23 protein-coding genes are annotated in these 23,283 nt (G+C 47.0%); 5 read left to right on the top strand and 18 right to left on the bottom strand.

What is annotated here, in order from left to right:
• The first annotated feature begins 71 nt into the window (after positions 1 to 71).
• Genes recJ through DWU89_RS06350 form a run of 3 tightly spaced genes read left to right on the top strand, consistent with a single transcriptional unit; the run spans position 72 to position 4,182 of the window.
• Positions 72 to 1,796, top strand: coding sequence for a single-stranded-DNA-specific exonuclease RecJ (recJ, locus tag DWU89_RS06340; protein ID WP_115498796.1), 1,725 nt, complete (start codon positions 72 to 74; stop codon positions 1,794 to 1,796).
• A 9-nt stretch (positions 1,797 to 1,805) separates the two neighbouring features.
• Complete coding sequence (locus DWU89_RS06345) at positions 1,806 to 3,458, top strand: RecQ family ATP-dependent DNA helicase (RefSeq protein WP_115498797.1); 1,653 nt, start codon at positions 1,806 to 1,808, stop codon at positions 3,456 to 3,458.
• 25 nt (positions 3,459 to 3,483) lie between these two features.
• Positions 3,484 to 4,182: a precorrin-2 C(20)-methyltransferase gene (locus DWU89_RS06350; RefSeq protein WP_115498798.1), complete on the top strand. Its 699-nt coding sequence runs from the start codon at positions 3,484 to 3,486 to the stop codon at positions 4,180 to 4,182.
• Between the two features lie 22 nt (positions 4,183 to 4,204).
• Here the strand turns inward: DWU89_RS06350 and DWU89_RS06355 are convergent, their stop codons facing one another.
• Complete coding sequence (locus tag DWU89_RS06355) at positions 4,205 to 4,651, bottom strand: hypothetical protein (protein ID WP_115498799.1); 447 nt, start codon at positions 4,649 to 4,651, stop codon at positions 4,205 to 4,207.
• A 395-nt stretch (positions 4,652 to 5,046) separates the two neighbouring features.
• On the opposite strand from DWU89_RS06355, the gene DWU89_RS06360 reads away from it, so the two are divergent.
• A complete protein-coding gene (locus DWU89_RS06360) occupies positions 5,047 to 6,714 on the top strand; it encodes a formate--tetrahydrofolate ligase (RefSeq protein WP_115498800.1) in 1,668 nt (555 codons plus the stop codon).
• Positions 6,715 to 6,848: 134 nt separating this feature from the next.
• Here the strand turns inward: DWU89_RS06360 and DWU89_RS06365 are convergent, their stop codons facing one another.
• From DWU89_RS06365 to cysQ, 13 genes are all read right to left on the bottom strand, one after another.
• Entirely contained in the window at positions 6,849 to 7,655 is an 807-nt protein-coding gene (locus DWU89_RS06365) for an alpha/beta hydrolase (RefSeq protein ID WP_115498801.1), read from the bottom strand.
• Positions 7,656 to 7,686: 31 nt separating this feature from the next.
• Complete coding sequence (locus tag DWU89_RS06370; protein WP_244205868.1) at positions 7,687 to 8,730, bottom strand: cytochrome-c peroxidase; 1,044 nt, start codon at positions 8,728 to 8,730, stop codon at positions 7,687 to 7,689.
• A gap of 56 nt (positions 8,731 to 8,786) precedes the next feature.
• On the bottom strand, positions 8,787 to 8,963 hold the full coding sequence (locus DWU89_RS06375; protein ID WP_115498803.1) for a DUF4250 domain-containing protein: 177 nt from the start codon (positions 8,961 to 8,963) through the stop codon (positions 8,787 to 8,789).
• A gap of 3 nt (positions 8,964 to 8,966) precedes the next feature.
• Positions 8,967 to 9,860 (bottom strand): 4-hydroxy-tetrahydrodipicolinate synthase, encoded by an 894-nt coding sequence (gene dapA, locus DWU89_RS06380; RefSeq protein ID WP_115498804.1) that lies wholly within the window; start codon positions 9,858 to 9,860, stop codon positions 8,967 to 8,969.
• Positions 9,861 to 9,953: 93 nt separating this feature from the next.
• Positions 9,954 to 10,475 (bottom strand): DUF6913 domain-containing protein, encoded by a 522-nt coding sequence (locus DWU89_RS06385; protein ID WP_115498805.1) that lies wholly within the window; start codon positions 10,473 to 10,475, stop codon positions 9,954 to 9,956.
• On the bottom strand, positions 10,472 to 12,475 hold the full coding sequence (gene ligA, locus DWU89_RS06390) for an NAD-dependent DNA ligase LigA (protein WP_115498806.1): 2,004 nt from the start codon (positions 12,473 to 12,475) through the stop codon (positions 10,472 to 10,474). The genes DWU89_RS06385 and ligA overlap by 4 nt, the downstream gene beginning before the upstream one ends.
• 89 nt (positions 12,476 to 12,564) lie before the next feature.
• Positions 12,565 to 13,536: a PCMD domain-containing protein gene (locus tag DWU89_RS06395; protein WP_115498807.1), complete on the bottom strand. Its 972-nt coding sequence runs from the start codon at positions 13,534 to 13,536 to the stop codon at positions 12,565 to 12,567.
• 28 nt (positions 13,537 to 13,564) lie between these two features.
• On the bottom strand, positions 13,565 to 14,665 hold the full coding sequence (locus DWU89_RS06400) for a sulfotransferase family protein (RefSeq protein ID WP_115498808.1): 1,101 nt from the start codon (positions 14,663 to 14,665) through the stop codon (positions 13,565 to 13,567).
• A gap of 3 nt (positions 14,666 to 14,668) precedes the next feature.
• Entirely contained in the window at positions 14,669 to 16,132 is a 1,464-nt protein-coding gene (cysN, locus tag DWU89_RS06405) for a sulfate adenylyltransferase subunit CysN (RefSeq protein ID WP_115498809.1), read from the bottom strand.
• A 1-nt stretch (position 16,133) separates the two neighbouring features.
• On the bottom strand, positions 16,134 to 17,045 hold the full coding sequence (gene cysD, locus DWU89_RS06410) for a sulfate adenylyltransferase subunit CysD (protein WP_187574922.1): 912 nt from the start codon (positions 17,043 to 17,045) through the stop codon (positions 16,134 to 16,136).
• Positions 17,046 to 17,072: 27 nt separating this feature from the next.
• Complete coding sequence (gene cysC / locus DWU89_RS06415) at positions 17,073 to 17,690, bottom strand: adenylyl-sulfate kinase (protein WP_115498811.1); 618 nt, start codon at positions 17,688 to 17,690, stop codon at positions 17,073 to 17,075.
• A gap of 10 nt (positions 17,691 to 17,700) precedes the next feature.
• Entirely contained in the window at positions 17,701 to 19,254 is a 1,554-nt protein-coding gene (locus tag DWU89_RS06420; RefSeq protein ID WP_115498812.1) for an SLC13 family permease, read from the bottom strand.
• 141 nt (positions 19,255 to 19,395) lie between these two features.
• Positions 19,396 to 20,211, bottom strand: coding sequence for a 3'(2'),5'-bisphosphate nucleotidase CysQ (gene cysQ / locus DWU89_RS06425; RefSeq protein ID WP_115498850.1), 816 nt, complete (start codon positions 20,209 to 20,211; stop codon positions 19,396 to 19,398).
• Positions 20,212 to 20,396: 185 nt separating this feature from the next.
• Between cysQ and DWU89_RS06430 the strand changes: the two genes are divergently transcribed.
• Positions 20,397 to 20,777, top strand: a complete 381-nt coding sequence (locus DWU89_RS06430; protein WP_115498813.1) for a hypothetical protein — start codon at positions 20,397 to 20,399, stop codon at positions 20,775 to 20,777.
• An 88-nt stretch (positions 20,778 to 20,865) separates the two neighbouring features.
• Here DWU89_RS06430 and DWU89_RS06435 read toward each other — a convergent pair whose 3' ends face one another.
• From DWU89_RS06435 to DWU89_RS06445, 4 genes are all read right to left on the bottom strand, one after another.
• Positions 20,866 to 21,696 (bottom strand): patatin-like phospholipase family protein, encoded by an 831-nt coding sequence (locus tag DWU89_RS06435; RefSeq protein ID WP_115498814.1) that lies wholly within the window; start codon positions 21,694 to 21,696, stop codon positions 20,866 to 20,868.
• A 93-nt stretch (positions 21,697 to 21,789) separates the two neighbouring features.
• Positions 21,790 to 22,788: a 2-hydroxyacid dehydrogenase gene (locus tag DWU89_RS06440; protein WP_115498815.1), complete on the bottom strand. Its 999-nt coding sequence runs from the start codon at positions 22,786 to 22,788 to the stop codon at positions 21,790 to 21,792.
• Positions 22,789 to 22,914: 126 nt separating this feature from the next.
• The gene (locus tag DWU89_RS21180; protein ID WP_255418887.1) at positions 22,915 to 23,046 is read right to left on the bottom strand and encodes a hypothetical protein; all 132 of its coding nucleotides are present in this window, start codon (positions 23,044 to 23,046) and stop codon (positions 22,915 to 22,917) included.
• Positions 23,043 to 23,243: a DUF6722 family protein gene (locus tag DWU89_RS06445; protein WP_115498816.1), complete on the bottom strand. Its 201-nt coding sequence runs from the start codon at positions 23,241 to 23,243 to the stop codon at positions 23,043 to 23,045. Before DWU89_RS06445 ends, DWU89_RS21180 begins: the two co-directional genes overlap by 4 nt.
• Positions 23,244 to 23,283 lie beyond the last annotated feature (40 nt).

Consider the following 23,283-nt stretch of genomic DNA (forward strand, 5'->3'; position numbering starts at 1 on the left):
GGAGATTTTGTTGCTATCAGCTTCTATATCCAATATATCTGGGACGATAAAAAAGAAAAAAACAATATATAATGATTACAAAATGGAACTTTCAAACCCCAACAGAAGAAGAGTTACATAAAAGAGACAAGCTGGCAACCGAACTGGGCCTCAGTCCGGTCGTATGTCTTTTGCTCGTTCAACGAGGACTGACCACTGTTGAAGAGGTGAAGAAATTCTTTAAACCCAGCTTGAGCGACCTGCACGATCCATTCCTTATGCCGGATATGGAAAAGGCTGTCAAGCGTCTGAACAAGGCTCTGGGCAATAAAGAAAAGATTTTGGTTTACGGTGACTATGATGTAGACGGCACGACCGCTGTTTCTCTGGTCTACAAGTTTTTACGCCCCTATTCGTCATCATTGGATTACTATATCCCGGATCGGTATGACGAAGGGTACGGGATCTCGTACAAGGGGATCAATTATGCCAAGGAGAATGGGATTACGCTCATCATCTCGCTTGACTGCGGCATCAAAGCGATTGAGAAGATCGAGTATGCCAAGGAATTGGGTATCGACTTTATTATCTGTGACCACCATATGCCGGACGATACATTGCCGGATGCTGTGGCGGTGTTGGATGCCAAGCGGGTGGATTCGATCTACCCGTATGAACATCTGTCGGGATGCGGAGTTGGTTTCAAGTTCATGCAAGCGTTTGCCAAGAGCAATAACTTCCCGTTTGCCGACCTGGAGAAGCTGCTGGAACTGACGGCAGTCAGCATTGCATCGGACATCGTTCCCATCACAGGGGAGAACCGCATACTGGCCTATTACGGTCTGAAGCAACTCAACAGTAACCCGAGCCTCGGACTGAAGGGAATCATCGACATCTGCGGTCTGTCCGGAAAAGAGATCACCATCAGCGACATTGTTTTCAAGATCGGACCGCGTATCAATGCCTCCGGACGTATGATGAACGGAAAGGAAGCTGTCGAACTCTTGTTGGCAAAAGATGTGGACAGCGCAAGGGAGAAAAGCGAAAGCATCAACCAGTACAACGAAGAACGACGCGAACTGGACAAAAAGATCACGGACGAAGCGAATGCCATCATCGACGAGTTTCAGAACATGGAAGACCGGAAGGCGATCATTGTCTATAACCCGGGCTGGCACAAGGGTGTGATCGGTATCGTTGCATCCCGCCTGACGGAAAAGTATTACCGTCCGGCTGTCGTACTGACCAAATCTTCCGAACTGATCACGGGCTCCGCACGCTCGGTTACAGGATTCGATATCTATAAGGCAATCGAGAACTGCCGTGACTTGTTGGAAAACTTCGGCGGACATACTTATGCAGCCGGGCTCTCCCTGCGAGAAGAGAATCTGGAAGCTTTCACCGAACGGTTCCTCAAGCTGGCTGCCGACGAGATTATCCCCGAACAGATGATACCCCAACTCGACGTCGACGCCGTATTGGACTTGCAGGATATCAATCCCAAATTCATGAGCGAGCTGAAGAAAATGAATCCCTTCGGCCCGGACAACCAGAAGCCGGTGTTCTGTTCTTTCGGCGTAAAGGATTACGGAACCAGCAAGCTGGTGGGGAAAGAGCTGGAACATATCAAACTGGAACTGATTGATGACAAATCGAATACACCGATACATGGCATTGCCTTCGGTATGCACCAGCACAATACCCATATCAAAAACATGAAGCCTTTCAATATCTGTTACACCATCGAAGAGAACACCTATAACGGCAACACCTCTCTACAACTTATGGTGAAGGATATCAAGGAGAACGATATGTGAAGAGATGCGGTGGACGTCTACCATAAGATATTAGGGAAGTACTGGGGATACCCTGCTTTCCGTCCTTTGCAGGAAGAAATCATTCATGCTGTCTGCGAAGGAAAAGATACGCTCGGACTGATGCCTACGGGAGGTGGTAAATCCATTACCTTCCAGGTTCCGGCACTGATAATGGAAGGGATATGCATCGTCATCACCCCATTGATAGCGTTGATGCGCGACCAGGTGGATAATCTACGCCGGGTAGGAATCAACGCTACGGCTGTCTACTCAGGCATGAGCCGACAGGAGATTGCCACAGAACTGGAAAGGTGCATTTCCGGAAACTGCAAATTCCTGTACATCTCGCCCGAACGTCTCGCCATGGAACAATTCCGGGAGAAGCTGCAAGCCATGAACGTCTGCCTGCTGGTTGTAGACGAGAGCCATTGTATCTCGCAATGGGGCTATGATTTCCGTCCCTCCTACCTTCATATAGCCGATGTCCGCAAACAGTTGCCCGGTGTACCGGTATTAGCGCTTACAGCAACGGCGACTCCGGAAGTGGTGGACGACATACAGGAACGGTTGCTTTTCAAAGAGAAAAATGTTTTCAGGAAAAGCTTTGTCCGTCCGAACCTGGCGTATATTGTACGCCGCACGGAAGACAAACCGGGTACACTTGTCTATATACTCAGTAAAGTCCCGGGTACAGCCATCGTCTATGTACGAAACCGGAAACAGACAAAAGAGGTTGCCATTCTCCTGCAACAAGCCGGCATATCCGCCGATTACTTCCATGCCGGACTGAGCCGAGAAGAGAAGGAGATACGGCAAAACCGCTGGAAGAACAACGAATGCAGGGTAATGGTTGCCACCAATGCTTTCGGCATGGGGATCGATAAACCGGATGTACGTCTGGTCGTACACCTGGATATGCCCGGTTCGTTGGAGGAATACTACCAGGAAGCAGGACGCGCCGGACGTGATAACAAGAAAGCCTATGCCGTAGCCCTCTGTTCTGAGACGGACAGCCTCATACTGAAAAAGCGGATAGAAGATGAATTCCCCGATAAGAAACTCATCAAACAGATATATGAAGCCTTGGACAGCTACGACCTGGCGCATAACTTCTCGTTAGCGGATTTCTGTTCAACCTATCAACTTCCCCCGTTGCAGGTCCATCATGCTCTGAAGCTATTGGAACTATCCGGATATATCGAATACATCGAACAGCAGGATGAAGCCCTCCATAAGATAGCTCCACAAGTCACTCGCACCCATCCGGGGATAAAGGGAAACTCCCTTATCATTCCCCCCTCCATCTATGAGAAGCGACGTGAAAGAGCCGGGAAACGCATCACCAAAGTCGTGGAGTACCTCGAAACAGAACGCATCTGCCGCAGCCATTTGCTAATCTCTTACTTTGGAGAGAAGGACACGGAAGCCTGCGGATGCTGTGATGTCTGCCTCTCCAAGAACAGTTCAGGATTAAGCAACAGGGACTTCAACATGATACGCGACAAGCTCCTGAAACGCTTATCCGGGGAACAACCGCTCCCGGTCAATGCCATAACGGAATCCCTGCCTTTCCCGGCAGAGAAAAGCATAACTGTCATCCGTTTCCTGGTGGAACACGACAGCCGCTTTCACATGAAAGACGGAGAAATCTGTATGAAATAAAATAATCATTAAACAACAAGAGTATATGCCATATCCCATTTGCTTCGTATCACTCGGTCCGGGAGAGCCGGAACTGATTACCCTGAAAGGTTTGAAAAAGCTCCAACAGGCCGATGTCATCTATTGCCCTGCAACCTTAAACAAGAGTGGGCAATCCCTCTCACGCGCAGCCAATATCGTAAAGGAACTCAATATCGAAGATTCGGCAATCCAGCTGTTCACACTCCCGATGAGCAAGGACCGTACCGAAGCCTGGAAAGCCTACGACAGACTATACGAAAAGGCTGTATCCGCCCGGCTGGAAGGGAAAAAGACTGTCATTGTAGCTGAAGGGGATGCAGGCTTCTACTCTTCCATCCAATATATATACGATAAATTCAAGGCTAATGACATCGAGGTGGAGCGTACCGCCGGAATCCCCGCCTTTATCGCAGCCGGAGCCCTTGCCGGCTTGCATATCGTCAAACAAGAAGAACAGATCATCGTCATTCCCGGAATGCTGACAGCGGAAGAACTGTCGGAAAAGATCAAAGCCGGCTACGTAATCGTCATTATGAAACTGTCCCAATGCGTGGATGCCGTCCATGAATGCATCTGCAAGCACCCGCAAGCCCGGTTTCACTACTTCGAGAACGTCGGGACGGATAAAGAGTATTATACATCCGATAAAAAAATCATCAGTGAAAAACCGTTTCCTTATTTCTCACTGATGATCATACAGTAGTTTATCATATAAATAGTAGAATCTATTCGGATTCCAAAAGATTGCTCAATTGGATGATGTGATAGCGAAGGGATTGAACGGATTCCCAGTTCTGATGGCCGGACTTGCAGAGTTCACGTGCACTCACCAGCACTCCCGAAATATGGCTGCCGATCTTTTCAATCCTTTTATTCGTGTCACTGTAAAGAGACTCCAAATCTTCCGGAGAATAGATGGAAGCCGATTGGGCCAATGATTCGAGCAACTTCATTTGATAGACACCTGCCTTTGGGATCAAGTCGCGGACTGCATAATGATGGAGATCCTGGATTTCTTTCTGTTTAGTCACATCCCAACCTACATTATTCATACCACCGGAAGGATTCATCTTAGAAAATGCCTGAAAACCAAGACTATCTGCAATAGTCTTTATCCATGAACTTGTTTCCCTTAACGCTACTTCCATCAAACTTAATCTCATTGTTGCCATAATCAAATCTCCTTAAATTACATAAACCGTAGTTTTCTTATTTGTTACACTATTTACTTTTTATCACATTTAATCCTATGTTTCTTTCATTTTATCATCGTGACATTGCAAATGTAATCAATTTATCACATACAACATGAACCTTTCCAGATTTTATAATTCTTTAAGACAAAAGATAACCAAAAGCCCATATTCTGCCAACTCAAGTTTACAAAATAACAACAAAATAACATATATACATAACACAATGACAATCTATCCCCACTTTTATTATCAATTATCAAACTGACATCTATTTTACGGAAGACTTGGCTTTCAACAACTATCCTCCCTTTCATTTTGTTATTATATAAAAATATAATTACATTTGTTTCTCACTTAAACTTACATCAAGCATGAAATCGGACATAGAAATTGCAAGAGAGGTTTCCCTACATAAAATAAAGGAAGTCGCAAGCGGGCTGGGTATCCCACGTGAAGAAGTTCAAAATTACGGCAGGTATATAGCCAAAATACCCCTTCACCTGATCGACGATAAGAAAATCAAGGAGCATAACCTGATCCTGGTCACAGCCATCACCCCGACCAAGGCCGGTATCGGTAAGACTACCGTCTCGATCGGTCTGACATTGGGACTGAACAAGATCGGAAAAAAAGCGGTTGTCGCCCTTCGTGAGCCTTCATTAGGGCCGTGCTTCGGTATGAAAGGCGGGGCTGCCGGAGGCGGTTACTCGCAAGTGCTGCCGATGGAAAACATCAACCTCCACTTCACAGGAGACTTTCACGCGGTTACCTCCGCACACAATATGATCACGGCTCTGCTGGATAACTACATCTACCAGACCCGCAACACCTGCGAGGGCCTGAAAGAGATCAAATGGAAGCGCGTACTGGACGTAAACGACCGCAGCCTGCGCAATATCGTTTCTGGTCTGGGAGGCTCCGCCAACGGCGTCCCGACAGAGACAGGCTTCGACATCACCCCTGCTTCGGAAATCATGGCGATCCTTTGTCTGGCAACGGACATCGAAGACCTGAAACGCCGTGTCGGCAATATCCTGTTGGGATATGCATACGACGGAAACCCGTTTACCGTAAACGACCTGGGAGTAGCAGGCGCCATCACTGTTTTACTGAAAGACGCCCTCCTGCCCAACCTGGTGCAGACGACCGAGAATACTGCAGCATTTGTACACGGAGGCCCGTTCGCTAACATTGCACACGGTTGCAATTCGATCCTGGCAACAAAAATGGCACTCACATATGGTGACTATGTCGTGACAGAGGCCGGCTTCGGTGCAGACCTGGGAGCAGAAAAATTTTTCGATATCAAATGCAGAAAAGCAGGACTGGCCCCGAAACTGACCGTTATCGTCGCAACGGCACAAAGCCTGAAACTGCATGGCGGCGTACCGGAAGACAAGATCAAAGAACCGAACGTCGAAGGACTGAAGAACGGTTTTGAAAACCTGGACAAGCATGTAGAGAACATGAAGCGTTTCGGGCAGGAAGTAATCGTCACCTTCAACAAATATGCATCCGACACAGACGAGGAAATCAATCTGGTGGCCGAACACTGCCGCGAGATAGGCGTAGGTTTCTGTATGAATAACGTATTTGCAGCAGGTGGCGAAGGAGGTGCCGAACTGGCCAGACTGGTTGTCGATACCATTGAGAAGAAACCATCCGCCCCGCTCCAATATATATATGAAGACAATGACCCGGTCCGCACTAAGATCAAGAAGGTATCCGAACAGATCTACGGGGCTGCATCCGTCGTTTACACCACATTGGCCGACAAGAAGATCAAACAGATCGAAAGCCTGGGAATCTCGCACTATCCGATTTGTATTGCAAAGACGCAGTATTCATTCTCATCCGATCCGAAAGCCTACGGCGTTGCTAAAAACTTCGAGATGAAAGTACGCGATATCATCATCAACAACGGCGCTGAAATGATCGTCGTGATTATGGGTGAGATCATGCGTATGCCGGGACTTCCCAAAGACCCGCAGGCAAAACGCATCGACATCGTGGACGGTGTGATCGAAGGATTGAGCTGACCAAAAGAAAAGCGTTACATCCTATAAAACCAAACACTTATGTTGCGATTCAAAAACATAAGTGTTTGGTTTCAAAAACATAAGTATTTGTCGGTGAAAACATAAGTATTTCGACTTCAAGACATAAGTATTTCTTATTTCCGGTCGAAAAATTTCTTGAAGAACATGATCTGATAATCGATCGAGTTTTTCCAATACTCACCGTTATGGGCACCGGGACGGACCAGGAAATCATGGTCGATCTTATACTTCAGGAGTTTCTTGTGAAAGTCATTATTCACTTCAAAGAAGAAATCGCTGTAACCGCAATCAAAGATAATTGCCAATTCGCCATTCTTGATACGGTCAATCTGGTTGATTGCCGTATGGCTATTCCAGACATCCTGGTTGTCGCTCTCATTCCCCAGCTGCTTGCTCATCTCCCAGTTGTTCGGAAACGGACGGATATCGACACCTCCACTGGTACTGCCAACAGCCCCGAACACATCTTTATGGCGGAAAGCCAGCCACATGGCTCCATGTCCGCCCATGCTCAAACCGGTAATGGCACGGCCGCTACGGTCCTTGACTGTCTGATATTTGGAATCGATATATTTGACCAGTTCCCCGGAAACGAATGTTTCATAACGATACGAAGGATCTTTCGGGCTATCCCAATACCAACTGTTTTTACCATCGGGGCAGACAAATATCAGTCCGTCCCGGTCGGCAATATCTTTCAACTCCGGTTTCATGGAGATCCAGGTTTTCGCATTCCCGCCATATCCGTGCAACAGGTAGATCACAGGCTTAGGCGACCGGCTATTATCCGGAGAGACGACAACTACCTGGACATTTTTTTTCATCGCATCGCTGTAAACAGCCAACGTATCGACAACAGCACCTTTTACTGAAAAAACAACCAGTATAAAAACAGCCAGAAAAGAGAATTTAAGTTTCATGGTTTCAATTTATTAAGTTATTTATTAAGTCCTAACGATAGCCATCGGTCAGCGCCTGCATGAAAGCAACAATGGCAGCCTCTTCCTCCGGGCTAAGCCCCAGATTGCCCAATTCCTCCCGGTTGACCGTCGCGGCATATTCGGGCGCCGGATAGTCCTCCACATCACGTACGTTATAAAAATGGACAATCTCTTCGAGTGTCTTAAAATAGCCGTTATGCCCATAAGGGGCGGTCAAAGCGATATTACGCAAAGTGGGTACACGAAACTTGCCAAATTCCGCACTGTCACCGAGAAAAGCGCCCAACCCCAGGTCCATCGTATCCCGCCCTACCGTGTTATAAGGAGGCGAAACATGAAAAAACGGGTTGTCCGGATTGGAAGGGATCCCTAAGTTATCATACGTATGGTCGGTAAACAAAACACGTCCGGCACGTTCGTCTTTCTCCAGTACATGACATTCGGCACACATCCCTTTTTCCTTAAACAAAGCCAAACCTTTCTTCTCCTGTTTGGTAAGTTTGCATTTGCCCTCCAGATAGGCATCATATTTCGAAGTGTAGGGATTGACTTCCACCGAACGCTCGTAGGCAGCCAACGCATCCAATATTTTCGAAAAGAGAGAATCATCAGACGCTATCTCGCCATAAAGGCGGACAAAATCAGGATAGTAGGCTGTACGGCGAAACTTCCCGACAACCATCCGGCTGTCCTTGTTACCCATCTCCAACGGATTGATAAAAGGTTGGCCGGCCTGTTCTTCCAAAGAGTTCACACGTCCGTCCCAGAACAAACCGCCGACATATGTTTCATCCTCGTCATCGTAATACAAGGCGGGGACATACGCCACATATGAACAGGTCATGGCATTCCGGTTGCTGAACAAACCTTGCACGGCCCCCTCCGAAGTGATCCGCCCATATTTATCGGCAAAGCCTTTAGACGGTTCATGGCAGGTTCCACAAGATTGTCCCGCCGGTTCCGAAAGCGATTCGTCGAAAAAGATTTGTTTTCCCAAGAGTTCTTTTTCACTTAACGCCGTACGAACTCCGGTAGTACACGAAGAAAGCAACATGGCGATCCCGACCGACCATGCAGCCATTGTTTTTCCATATACTACACAACTATTCATTACCAGAACTTATTATTCTCCCGGCTATACTCGAATCCAACGTTTTTCAATTTCTGAACAAGTGTTTCTTTCTTGATATGCATATCGTCGCACAATTCATCAAGAGAAGAATAATCATCACGCAGTTTCATATTGATGACGCTAAACAGCATCATCGGATCTTCCGGCAATGTCATCTTTTAGCACTTTATACTAAGTTGGTTCAATACGTCACGGATCTTTTCAAATGTCGTAATACGGGTCGGAACCAATGGCAAACGCAACTTGTTTTCGATAAAGCCCATTGCATTCAGCATACTCTTCGCCCCTGCCGGATTACCGTCTACAAACAAAAGGTTGAACAACTCCGTAAAACTATGGTGAATCGTACGGGCACTGTTGTAGTCACCTGCCAATGCCAAGCGTACCATACGGCTAAATTCACGCGGGAAAGCATTCCCGATTACGGAGATCACGCCGACAGCACCCAATGTGATAAGCGGGAACGTGATACCGTCGTCACCGGAAATCACGCTGAAGTTAGCCGGCTTGTTCTTGATGATATCATCCATCTGGGTAATATTGCCGGAGGCTTCCTTGACTGCAATCACATTCTTAAATTCACGGGCAATGCGGAGAGTCGTTTCGGCCGTCATGTTCACACCCGTACGTCCGGGGACGTTATACAACACGATCGGCAACGTAGTCGCTTCGGCAATCGCTTTATAGTGCTGGTAGATTCCTTCCTGGGAGGGTTTATTATAATAAGGTACGACAGACAGGATCGCGTCTATACCGTCGAAATTGTCGTTCTTCAGTTTTTCGACAATCGACCGCGTACAGTTTCCGCCCAGTCCCAACACAATGGGGATGCGACCGCTAACCTTCGTTACTACTAAATCAACTATATTCTTCTTTTCTTCTTCTGTAAGTGTAGGGGTTTCCGCAGTGGTACCAAGCACAACCAGATAATCGGTTCCATTCTGCAACTGATAGTCTACAAGCCTTCCTAACGCTTCGTAGTCAACACTTTCATCTTCTTTAAAGGGAGTGATCAACGCCACACCCATTCCTTTTAAGTTTATGTCTGCCATGATTATTAATTGACAATTGATAATTGACAATTGATAATTGAAAGAAAAATAGCAACAATTATCAATCAGCCTTGCAAAAATAAGGAATTTATATCATTTTGAGCGTATCGCCTGCAAATAAAATAATATATGGTCGAACAAATGCTTGATATCTTCACGCTCTGTCAAGGATATAGACAGGTCGTACAAATCGATATCGGCACGCTTCACTCCCACCTTAAACCGGCAAGGATGCTGTAACATAATATATTGCATCGGATAACAATCAGAACGTGTAAGGTCGATCAGTATATCCGCCCTGACCGTCTTCAATTGTTCGACAATGGCATCCGAAGGTGTCTGCCAGGTATCCAGATCCTTCTTGGCATGGACTGCCGTGTATGACGCTTTCATCTCCGGAAGCGTACTGCCGGACACATAGACACAGGCCTCTACCTTTTTACGCATCTTACGCAACTTTTCGAGACAAGGCTCCACAAACTCATGGTCGTCCGCCTGGTACAAGACCAGGATGTGGCCGGCATCTTCCAATGTGCAAAACTCATGTTTGCGGTTTGCAGCTCCGGAAGCTAAAGACTGCACTTTCTTCTTAATAAAATAATTCGTCAGTCTCATTCCGCTATCATGTTTAGAAATTCGTCTTCGTTTATAATCTTCACGCCCAATTTGGCGGCCTTTTCAAGTTTAGCCGGTCCCATATTCTCGCCTGCCAGGATATAATCGGTCTTACCGGATACGGAACCGCTGTTCTTACCGCCATGCTGCTCGATCATCGCCTTGTATTCGTCACGCGAATGTTTCGAGAACGTCCCGCTGATCACGATGACCAACCCCTTCAGTTTCTCGGAACGGTTCGCCAAAACCTCTTCGGCAACGGACATCTGAAGACCATACTCTTTCAAACGGTCCACCAACACCCGGTTACGTTCGTCGGCAAAGTAATCGATTACGCTCTGTGCGATACGCCCCCCGATTTCATCCACTGCCGTCAGCTCTTCCAAAGAAGCTTGCTCCAGCTGTTCCATCGAATGGAAAGCGGAAACCAAACGTTTTGCAACTGTTTCCCCCACATAGCGAATCCCCAATCCATACAGGACACGTTCGAAAGACACCTGCTTGGACTCTTCAAGGCTGGCGATCAAATTGCTCGCGCTCTTCTCCGCCCAGCGTTCCAGACGAAGCAAATCGGCTATTTCCAGCGTATAGAGATCAGCTGCGTTCTTGACATAACCGGCCTCGTACAAATCTTCGACTGTTTCCGGCCCCATATTGATATTCATTGCCCTTCGGGTAACGAAATGCTCGATCCTTCCTTTAATCTGGGGAGGGCAACCGGATTCGTTCGGACAATAATGCCCGGCTTCTCCTTCCGGACGTACCAACGGCGTTCCGCATTCAGGGCAGGAACGGATGAAACGCACCTTGTCGCCTATCAGTAAAGAACGGGCTTCGACGTCCACCCCTACGATCTTAGGGATAATCTCCCCGCCTTTCTCCACATAGACCATATCTCCCAAATGCAGGTCGAGGCCTTCGATAATATCCGCATTATGCAAGGATGCACGCTTAACAGTCGTACCTGCCAGCAAAACCGGTTCCAGATTGGCCACCGGAGTGACAGCTCCCGTACGCCCCACCTGGAAAGAGACAGAGTTCAGACGGGTCACGGCACGTTCTGCCTGGAACTTATAGGCAATCGCCCAGCGCGGGCTTTTAGCTGTAAAGCCTAAATTCTTTTGTTGCCGCAGGGAATTTACTTTCAGGACGATCCCGTCGGTTGCCACCGGCAAGTTCTTACGTTCGGTATCCCAATAGGCGATATAATCGTAAATATCCTGCAGGCTGTTACATTTACGGATCACATCCGGTATTTTAAAGCCCCATGAACGGGCAGCCTCCAGATTGTCATAATGCGTCTCAGCCGGCAACTCTTCCCCTAACAGGTAATAAAAATAGGCATCCAGCTTACGTGCCGCCACGACAGTAGGATTCTGCTGTTTCAATGTGCCGGAAGCCGCATTACGGGGATTCGCAAACAGCGGTTCTTCCTGCTCCTCGCGTTCCTTGTTCAAACGATCGAACTCAGCCCAGGGAAGCAATATCTCCCCGCGTATTTCAAACACCGACGGATATCCGTCTCCCATCAGCTTCAAGGGTATGGAACGGATTGTTTTCACATTCGCCGTCACATCGTCGCCACGGGTACCGTCGCCACGGGTTACAGCGCGAAGCAGGCGTCCGTTCTCATAAATCAGCGAGATGGAAGTTCCGTCATATTTCAGTTCGGCAACAATCTCAAAAGGCTCGTTCAGGTCACGGGCTATACGCTCGTAGAAGTCCTTTACTTCCTCTTCCGAATAAGTGTTGCCCAAAGAAAGCATCGGATATTTATGCACTACCTGTTCAAACTCTTTAGAGAGGTCGCTTCCCACCCGCTGCGTAGGCGAATGGGGATCGGCATATTCGGGATGCGCCTCTTCAAGGGTTTGCAACTCCTTCATCATCTCATCAAACTCGCGGTCTGATATCGTCGGCGCCGAAAGCACATAATAATTATAATTATGCTGCTCCAAGGCCTCACGAAGTGCTTTTATTTTATCTTTTGCTTCCACCATTTTTTCAATTGACAATTGATAATTGACAATTGACAATTAAAGACATCGACAAACAAATTGTCAATTGTCCATTGTCAATTATCAATTTATTAATATATAAGTTCTACGTTATCGATCCACATCGTATTACCCGGCGAACCGATATAGGCACCGCCATGGCTGGAAGTAAACTGCAGGATCAGATGAGTCGGCATTTCGTCTTCCTCCGCCCAGCCTATTTCCTGAATCGGGACGCTTTCTCCCCGGCTGTTCAAGGCATACCGTTCTTCCACCTGAATCTGCATATAGGGTTTATATTCCGGATGATGGGATATATCTCCATAAAGAATCGGATAAGTAGCGTCGTTCGTCCAGCCGTCTGTGGACTCCGTATAACGCTGCACCATTGTCCCGACACGCTTGGCATATATATTCCCTTCCTTATCCTCCCAACGTTTCTGCAAGAAAAGGATGGCGGCGATCGAATCCTGCCCGGCCACCGTCGATTTACGGCTGAAACCGGTACTGCGAATACGGTCCTTTTCCGGAGCCAACTTCACCTTATAATCAAAACGCAGGGCTTTCGGCTTCTTGCTAAACGCAACTCCGCTGTTCAACATGGCCTGCGGGTTCTTGGTCCCTTTGATCGGTTCGTGCACTGATCCTAAGAAAAGAGAACCGGCAGCCACGACTTCGATGTCGACCAAACCGAATACTTTTACGCTCTCCATCCGTGTTTCCAGGCGTGCGCACCATCCGTCACCCCGTTCCTCCGGGAAAACGGAAGTATTGGTCTTAACCACGCCCGCTACTTTAGCCATCACGTTGGAGTTTGCCCAAGGAGAACCGCCCCGGTTCTTATACGCCGTATTGCCGACGATCGTATCTGTCGGCCCCAGCTCATAAAGGTGCTTCGTGTTTCCTCCGATAATACCGGATTCATGTATTTCACGAACCACCCACTGGTCCATATCGCCGTAAGTAAACGGGACGACATGCTCCTGTCCTTTGACAAGCGATAGCTGACCATTGGCAAGCAACAGGGAACCTATCGCCAATATTTTCAAATATTCAAATCTCATTCTCCTTTTATTACACAAACTATCCATCTTATAAAGAATACCCCCATTCCTTGAGAGCCATTCCCCAGTTTTCCTCTACAAGCTGTACCGTACGGTCGTCATACTTGTATTGGTTCTTTTTATAGCCTTTCTTCTTACCGAGATATTTCTCGATATCTGCTTTAGACTCTTCGAATCCGGGGAGGTTTAATTTCTTGTAAATATCCTCCGTCATGGCAAAGGCGTCCTGCTCGAAATCCTCGAACTTCACCTCTACCAGGTTTCCTTCAGGTATCAGGTGCTTTTCTTCTTCATATTTATAGAACAAACGGCGATACACTTCGATCAGGTTGCTTTCGATCTGTTCGTTGGAAATATCCTGCAAGCGAAGCGGCTGTATCGTATTAGTGAAGAAGCTGCGTGTACTTTCGAATACAGTGTACGGATTCCGTTTCAGGTAAATAAATTTGGCATTGGGGAACATCTCGACCAATGTCTTTACACGTCCCGTATGAGGTGGGTTCTTGCTCAAGAACTGGGTTCCGTGCGTATTCCAGAGTGAAATCTTGATCAGTTTGAGGAAGGTCTGCTTAAATATTTCCCGCTCATGTTCGCTGATATTATTGAACAGCAGGTAGCGATCACAATATTCTAACATGTGTTTCGGGAAAAACCAGAAGTTATAATACGAATAAGGCATCATGTTAGCCAAAGCAAACTCCTCTTCCTGGGGAAGATCCACCTTCAACTCCATATTATCGGTCGGACGCTTATCCGGCATCATGAATGACATATTCTTCTTAAAGAAAGGCTGTCCCCAAAGCATCAGGTTCGGGAATACGGTCTGATACGTCGTGTTATAACCGAAATGCTTATCGCATGAAAAGACATTGTGCATGAATGTCGTCCCGCTGCGCCAATGCCCGAGGATAAATACCGGGTCCATTTCCAGCGGCTTGTCGGCAATCTTACGATAGCGTGCATTTTCAAACGGTTGCAACGGACTAAGCAGGCGGCAAACGGATTTAGTCAGAAAATACTTCTTACGAAATCCTTTGTCGATGGTTCTATTGGCTGTCACAGCCTTAAACGTTTTCCAGTCAGCCCCTACCAATGTATTGATCGGTAGCTTGTCAAATTCCAATCCCATAATTTATTTATTTTCTGTTATGTATTTCACAGGAACACCTTGCCGTTCGAGTTCCTGGCAAACAGTACGGATAGCCTCGTAATGCTCGGCCCCGATACCCAATTCCGGCAGGTTCAGTACGGCCAGTGCATCCTCCGTCACCATATCCCGTGCATCTATGCGGCCGATAATCATACCGACAGCCGATGTGTTGTTCGTGATCGGGTCGATCAGGATGAAGGCACCAGTCTGTTTATTCTTCTGATACGGATCAAAGAACAGTTCTTTACCGGTCGTAAAGACTACACGTCCGATCTCATTCAATTTCATTGGCAAATTCTCCACTGTCAATTGTCCATTGTCAATGGACAGCTGTTCCATCGTATTGACATTCACTTTATAGCGGATGCTGTCCACACGGGCACGTGTCAGGTTGGTCGTATGTTTGATATAGAACTGTTTGTTGACATCCATCGGTTCCTCGTCCATCCATACCAGCATCGCTTCGAAGTTACGGTCTGCAATCGGCTGATTATCCGGATGAACCAGCATTTCCCCGCGTGATACGTCGATCTCGTCTTCCAGTGTAATCGTTATGCATTGGGGCGGGAAAGCATATTCCAGTTCACCGTCATACGTAACGATACTTTTTACTTTGGAAGTCTTACCCGAAGGTAAAGCCATCACCGTATCGCCCTTGCGCACGATGCCGCTGGAAACTTTTCCGCAGAAACCGCGGAAATCCAGGTTCGGACGCAAGACATATTGCACCGGATAGCGGAAATCCTCAAAGTTACGGTCCTGGTCGATAGGAACCGTCTCCAGGAAGTCGAGCAACGACGGGCCTTCATACCAGGGCGTGCGATCGCTCCTGTCCACCACATTATCGCCATCTAAGGCGGAAAGCGGAATATAGGTGATATCCGGGATATTCAAGGAAGTCACAAATTCTTTATAATCGGAAACGATCTTATCGAAAATCTGTTTGTCGAAATCGACCAGGTCCATCTTGTTCACCGCCAACACCACATGTTTGATGCCTAACAGGGAAACTAAATAGGTATGGCGACGTGTCTGCGTGATCACTCCCGTACGGGCGTCCACCAGGATAATGGCAAGGTTGGCTGTCGAACCGCCGGTAATCATGTTACGGGTATATTGTTCATGTCCCGGGGTGTCGGCAATAATAAACTTACGGTTATTCGTACTGAAATAGCGGTATGCCACGTCAATGGTGATTCCCTGTTCGCGTTCGGCTTTCAGTCCGTCCAGCAACAAGGCATAATCGATATGATCGCCTGCATTGCCCATACGCTTGCTATCGCGTTCGAGGGCATCCAGCTGGTCTTCGTAAATCTTTTTACTGTCAAACAGCAAACGGCCGATCAGCGTCGATTTCCCATCATCCACCGATCCGGCAGTCAGAAAGCGGAGTAAGTCTTTCTGTTCATCCTTATCCAAAAACTCCTTTATATTTAATGTTGCCATATTAAAAATATCCTTCACGTTTCTTTTGTTCCATACTTGCATCCTGGTCGAAGTCGATCACACGGGTCGTGCGTTCGCTCTTCGTGGTGGTCATCATTTCTTCGACAATCTTTTCGATCGTGTCGGCATTGCTTTCCACAGCACCGGTCAGCGGCCAGCAACCCAATGTACGGAAACGTACCATCCGCATCTTGATCTGATCGCGATATTGTTCCGGCAAGCGGTCATCGTCTGCCATGATCAGGTTGCCGTCGATCTCTACGCAGGGGCGTTCCTTGGCGAAATACAATGGTACGATCGGTATGTTTTCCAGACGGATATACTGCCAGATGTCCAGTTCCGTCCAGTTCGACAACGGGAACACACGGATACTCTCGCCTTTATGCACACGTGCATTATAGATATCCCACAACTCCGGACGCTGGTTCTTCGGGTCCCACTGGTGGAACTTGTCGCGGAACGAATAGATACGTTCTTTCGCACGGCTTTTTTCTTCATCACGACGGGCACCGCCGAAAGCGGCATCAAACTTGTATTTATCAAGAGCATGCAACAAAGCCTGCGTCTTCATCAAGTCCGTATGTACCTTGCTGCCATGCGTGAAAGGCCCTACACCTGCATGGAAGGCCTCCATATTGGATTCGACGATCAGGTTCCATCCGAACTTCTTTGCATAGTCGTCACGGAACTGGATCATCTCCTTGAATTTCCATTTGGAATCGATGTGCATCAATGGGAAAGGAACCTTTCCCGGATAAAAAGCCTTTTCAGCCAGGCGAACCATGACGGAAGAGTCTTTGCCGATAGAATAAAGCATAACAGGATTCTCAAACTCGGCAGCAACCTCCCGGATGATGTGGATGGATTCTGCCTCCAACTCCTGTAAATGGCTTAACTTATAATCTGACATAATTATAGGATTGTTTTGTTTATTTCTTATTTATGATTGTCTTGCGACTGTTACTTTCGGAATGACCAATTCCATCAGCTTACGGACAGAGTCCTGCAAACTCAATACGGACGTATCTAACGTCAGGTCGGGATGCCCGGGAGCCTCGAACGGTGCGGAAACACCTGTAAAGTCTTTGATCTCACCCCGGCGTGCCTTTGCATACAAGCCTTTGACATCGCGCCGTTCGCATTCTTCGATCGGCGTGCTGATATAAACCTCCAGGAAATTCTCTTTTCCGATGATGGATGCCGCCATTTCCCTCAGATCGTTGTTCGGGCTGATAAAAGCCGCTATGGTTATAATACCCGTATCGATAAAAAGTTTGCTTACTTCGGCTATCCGGCGGATATTCTCCACCCGGTCTTCCGCAGAGAAGCCCAGGTTGTTATTGATCCCGCTACGGATATTATCTCCATCCAGGATGCGGCACAACAGACCGCATTTATGCAACTCACGTTCAAGCGCAATAGCAACCGTACTCTTACCGGAACCACTCAGCCCGGTAAACCAAACCATCACACTGCGCTGCTTCAACAAGCGCTCCTTATCCTCCCTCGTCATCATCTTATCGAAGATAGGATAGATATTATTTTGTTTTTCTTCCATTTTCAACTGTTTAGAATTTCCAGATCAGAGGTATCATGAATACCGAGATCAAAAAAGTGATCAGGTTCAGCGGCAAGCCGATTTTCACAAAGTCCGTGAACTTATAACTGCCGATACCTTGCACAATCAGGTTCGTCTGGTAGCCGATCGGCGTACTGAAACTGGCGGATGCCGCCATACAGATCACGACAAAGAAAGGCGTCGGGTCCACACCCAACTGCGTTGCCACCGACAATGCGATCGGAAAGCTAAGCGCCGCAGCCGCATTATTGGTAATCAACTCCGTAAAAATATTTGTAATGATAAAAAGAATGGCCAGCAAAGCATACGGGCCTATATTGTGAGCCATATCGATAATATGGCGGGCAATCAAAGCGGCAAAGCCTGAATTTTCCATCGCCTTACTGATCGCAAAAGCGCAGGCAATCGTGATCAGGATATCCCAGGAGATATATTTCGTGTACTTCTTCGGAGGAAATATCTTTGTCCAAGCCATGATTATCGTTGTGATACAAACGAAGAAAAACATATCCAGACGGATTTCCGGAAAAGCTTTTCTCACAACAGGCAACTCCCCGACTGTCGCACCGACAATCATAAAGATAAGCAGCCCCAGTGCCAACCAGCGTTTCTTACGGGAAACAGGTTCCGTCCCCTCGCTTCCGTTGGCAAGCAAAAGGAAGACACTCGATTCGCCCCATGTCGGCACGAACGTTTCATCCGCCCAAAGCACCAGGGTGTCGCCTTCATGCAAGACTACTTTATCCAGATCCCGCGTGAACCGTTGTCCCCCGCTCTTGACCTCTTTTACGATCGCCCCATAGTGACGGGTAAAGTTAAACTCGCCCAATGTCTTATTGATACCAGGAAAACGCGAACCCAACACAGCCTCCACACGGTGCAGATTGCCGGGGTTTCCCTCCTCCTCCTCTTCCTCGTAAGTGTCCGTCCGTGAATCGGGCAACAGTTTATTGGAGAATATAAACAGATAGATAATACCGGCCAAAGCGATAAAGATGCCGACCTTACCAAGTTCGAACATCGTAAACCCTTCGTAGCCTGCCTCCAGGATCATCCCGTGCACAACCAGGTTGGTCGACGTCCCGATCAGGGTACAAATACCGCCTAAGATCGTCACATAAGAAAGAGGTATCAGAAATTTCGTTGCCGGCAACTTGACCGACTCCGCCCACCGTTTGATGATCGGAGCAAAAATAACGACAACAGGAGTATTATTCAGAAAAGCGGAGATAAAAGCGATAGGCGGCAACATACGGAACTGAGCCTTGAAAACAGTCGTTTTCCCTTCCGGCAACAGTTTCTTTATAAGCTGTCCCAATGCACCGCTCTGCCGGATACCCTCGCTTACCAGAAAAAGCATCCCTACGGTAATCATTCCTTTATTGCTAAAACCTTCCAGCATTTCCTTCGGCGTCAATATACCGGCACACAGGAACAGCACTACAACCGTGAGTAACACCATCCCGGGTCTCAACTTATCCCAGATCAACGCCGCTATCATGCCGACCAAAGCCAGCAATACAAATATTATTTCAAAGTTCATGCCTACCCAATCTGTAAGTATAAGTTTTTAGATAAGGTGCAAATGTAATAAGAATATTAAAGCCAATCTCATTACAATAACCTATTTTTAGGGATTTCTTACTTACAGACCAAAAGTTTCAGCAAACGGAACAAACGTTCGTCAGAGGGGTTTGACTATGAACCAAGGATTGTGAAGGTCTTCCTTATTATACTTTAAAGGTGTCTTTCCGTCTATATGGAAAACCTCGCATCCGGCTGCCCGTGCAATTGCATGTCCGGCTGCCGTATCCCACTCCATTGTCGGGGCAAAACGAGGATATACATCGGCCGATCCGTCTGCTACTAAACAGATTTTCAGACTGCTGCCGCTGCTTATCAGCGTAACCGGCTGCCCCTGTTTACGCAGGTTTTCTATAAAAGCGGTCGTATCTTCCGTCTGGTGCGAACGGGAAGCCACGACGACAACTCCCTGATGCCCCATCGACAAAGGCAGACGCACGGCATTCGCCAGCATCTCATCCATTGACGGCTGGTTACTGCTATCCACTCCGGTAAGCTTAAAAGCCCCCTGCGAATCGACGGCAAAATACAATTCCTTCCGTACCGGGACATAGATAACGCCCAACACAGGCACTCCTTCTTTCACGAGCGCGATATTCACTGTAAATTCACCATTCTTCTTGATAAACTCTTTCGTTCCATCCAGCGGATCCACAATCCAAAGTTCATCCCACGCCGCACGTTCGGCAAAAGGAATCTCCTTTCCTTCTTCGCTCAATACGGGAAACGGAGTTACGGACAAAGCCATCGATATAATCTTATGTGCTTTCTTGTCCGCCTTTGTCAAGGGGGAGTTATCGGCTTTTCGCTCGATACCGAAATCAGACTCAGGATCAGTATAAATATCCATGATAGCTTTGCCTGCATCGAGGGCGGCACGCACTGCTATATAAAGGTAGTTTGCATAGTTGTTCATCATCACTTGTCTCTTTTTTAGATTGTCAATATACAAATATAAGTATTTTCCTTGAATAACCGGAATTATAAGGGCTTCTTTTTATACTTTGGGAAGATTGGCGGACCACAGAGATGGTTTACCGGAGGGGGACTTATTGTATAAAACGCATTTTTCAGCCTCGGAAGAAGTCCGAGACACAATAAATGTCAATCCGATTTTCAGCCGTCAAAAAAGGGCTTTTTCCCCTTTCCCGGGAGTCTATTGCCGGGAAGTCAACCTTTATTTCATTTATCCGGAACTTTATCGCCCTGAAGACGGTCGTCATACCCTATGAAGACGGTCGCCATTCAAATGAAGACGGTCGCGACGGCGATGAAGACGGTCGTCATGGCGACAAGGCCCCGGAATTTCCTTTGAATATTTGGGACGCCGCCCGTCTTCGTTTTGCTACAGGCGATTCTCCGGGAGTTAAGCTTTATCACATTGGCGGTGTTTCCTCCTTCCGGCAATCAAATTGCACGCTTTCCGGAACGAGCCGTGCACCTCATCTCCTCTGTTGTCAGTCGAACAGGTTAAAACCATGAAAAGAGTCAATTCAAAATCGATCAACTTTTCGGACGAAATAGAAAAACACCCCGGAAAGGGGGTTATTGTCAGTTTTAACATATTTAACTATACGATCGACCGCCCAATCTCATACCCTTCTTCATAAAGGGCGGTCAGCTTCTTCCGGTCGCTGGTCGTGCGTCCCACTTCTATTTTCTTTTCAGGACGGATAACGATTGCGTCTCCTTTGGCTTCCAGCTCGTCGATATAGTCCAGTACTTCGTTATAACGACGGTAGCGCAGTTTCAACTGTTCGCGGATAGCCGGATATTGGCGGTAGATAAATCCCGGCAACCAGAAATCCTTTTCTTTTTTCCGGTAACCTTTATTGCGTGTCAGGACAATCACATTCTTGCGGAAACCGTCGTCGATGGCACGCTGGATGGGGATTGCATCACAAACACCGCCATCTACCATCGGTATGCCGTCTACATACGCCACCGGACAAAGCACCGGGAGCGTACACGAAGCGCAGCAGATATCGACAAGGCGTTTCGCATCATGCTTTTCCTCGAAATATTCGGCTTTACCGGTGAGACAATTGCTGGTGACCATCACGAAACGGTCCGGCGATTTGAAATAAGTATCAAAATCGAGCGGGTAATATTGCTCCGGATAGATATAAAACAGATATTTCATATCGATATATCCCCGCCCACGCAGGAAATGCCGCAGACCTATGTAGTTATACTTTTCCAGCAGGTCGATATTACTGAAACGAGAACGCCCGGGCTGCCGGGAAGCATAAGAGATGCCATTGCTTGCCCCGGCGGAAACACCTATTGTATAAGAGAACCAAAGGTTATGCTCCATAAAGCAATCCAACACGCCGACGGTAAAAACGGCACGCATTCCCCCGCCCTCCAGCACCAAACCTGTATGACTGTCTATTTCCATATCTGTTTTATTATAAAATAAAAGCCATTGCCTGGCTCACACCGGACAATGGCCCCAAAAATATAATAAATCAGCGATATAAACATAGTCTCTTTACAGAATAACTTCGTTTACTAACGGACGGTGATGACGGAAATCATCGATGTTTTGAAGGGTAGTTTCTGCTATATTATGCAGTGCTTCCCTTGTAAAAAAAGCCTGGTGCGAAGTTACTATTACATTGTTAAAAGAGAGCAGACGGGCCAGTACATCATCGTCGATAATCTTATCGGACTTGTCTTCATAGAAATACTCTCCCTCCTCCTCGTACACATCCAAACCGGCGGCTGCAATCTTCTTTTCCTTCAAGCCTTCGATCAGATCGTTAGTGTTGATCAGCTGTCCGCGACCGGTGTTGATAATCATTACGCCGTCCTTCATCTTTGAGATGGAGTCTTTGTTGATCATATATTTCGTCTGGTCGGTCAGCGGACAATGCAAAGAGATAATGTCCGACTCACGATACAGCTCGTCCAGCGATACATAAGAGAAGCCTTCTTCTTCGGCAAACTTCAGGTCCGGATAAAGGTCATAAGCCAGAATACGCATACCGAAACCTTTCAGCATCCGGATCAGTATTTTGGCAATCTTTCCGGTGCCGATAATACCGATTGTCTTGCCGTGCATATCGAATCCCATCAAGCCGTTCAATGAGAAATTGCCGTCACGCGTACGCCAGTAGGCACGATGAATCTTACGGTTGAGCGACAACATAAGGGCAAGCGAATATTCAGCTACAGCATAGGGCGAATAGGCCGGAACGCGCACGACCGGCAGTTTGCCTTTGGCTGCTTTCAAATCCACATTATTAAAACCGGCGCAGCGAAGGGCCAGCAGCTTGACACCGTTGTCCACCATCGCGTCGATCACGGTAGCGTCGGCAGTGTCGTTTACAAAGATGCAGACAGCGTCCACACCTTGTGTCAGTACTACGTTATTCGGGTTCAGATGTCCTTTGTAGTAACGGATGTCGTAATTGTACTTTTCATTAACCTTGTCAAATGAAGCTATATCGTACGGTTTAGCTCCAAAGAATGCAATCTTATATGCCATATTATTTGTTTTTATATCTAACAATCAAAGAAGGCTAATTGTTGCTACAGCCAAACCGTCATAAAAACGAGGTCCGGCTAAGAAGTACTTAACCGGACCCAGTCTATAATTGATAAATAATATTTCTTATTCAGCTTCCTTTGAAGACTGCTCTCTTTTTTCTGCAGCGGCTTTACGCTTATTATCCAAATGAATAAAATAACCGCCTATAACAACTGTCCCTAATAAGCACATTCCCATAAACCACATCATATTCATATACAATCTCCTTTCTTATCAGTGTTATCAATTAAAACAAATCCTATTGCGATTCCAAACATAAAGAAAAAGAAACCCAAACCATATACAACAGCCGGATTAATATTTTCCGATACAATACTACTAAGGATTACTCCTCCGAAAATCAACTTTGAAATGTCTAAGACAAAGATTCCAACTCTTTCTTTTATTTCCATAGCTAATACATTTAGTTAAACAATATCGCAAAGATAATCA

It is taken from the genome of Parabacteroides acidifaciens, assembly GCF_003363715.1.
Taxonomy (GTDB): Bacteria; Bacteroidota; Bacteroidia; order Bacteroidales; family Tannerellaceae; genus Parabacteroides; species Parabacteroides acidifaciens.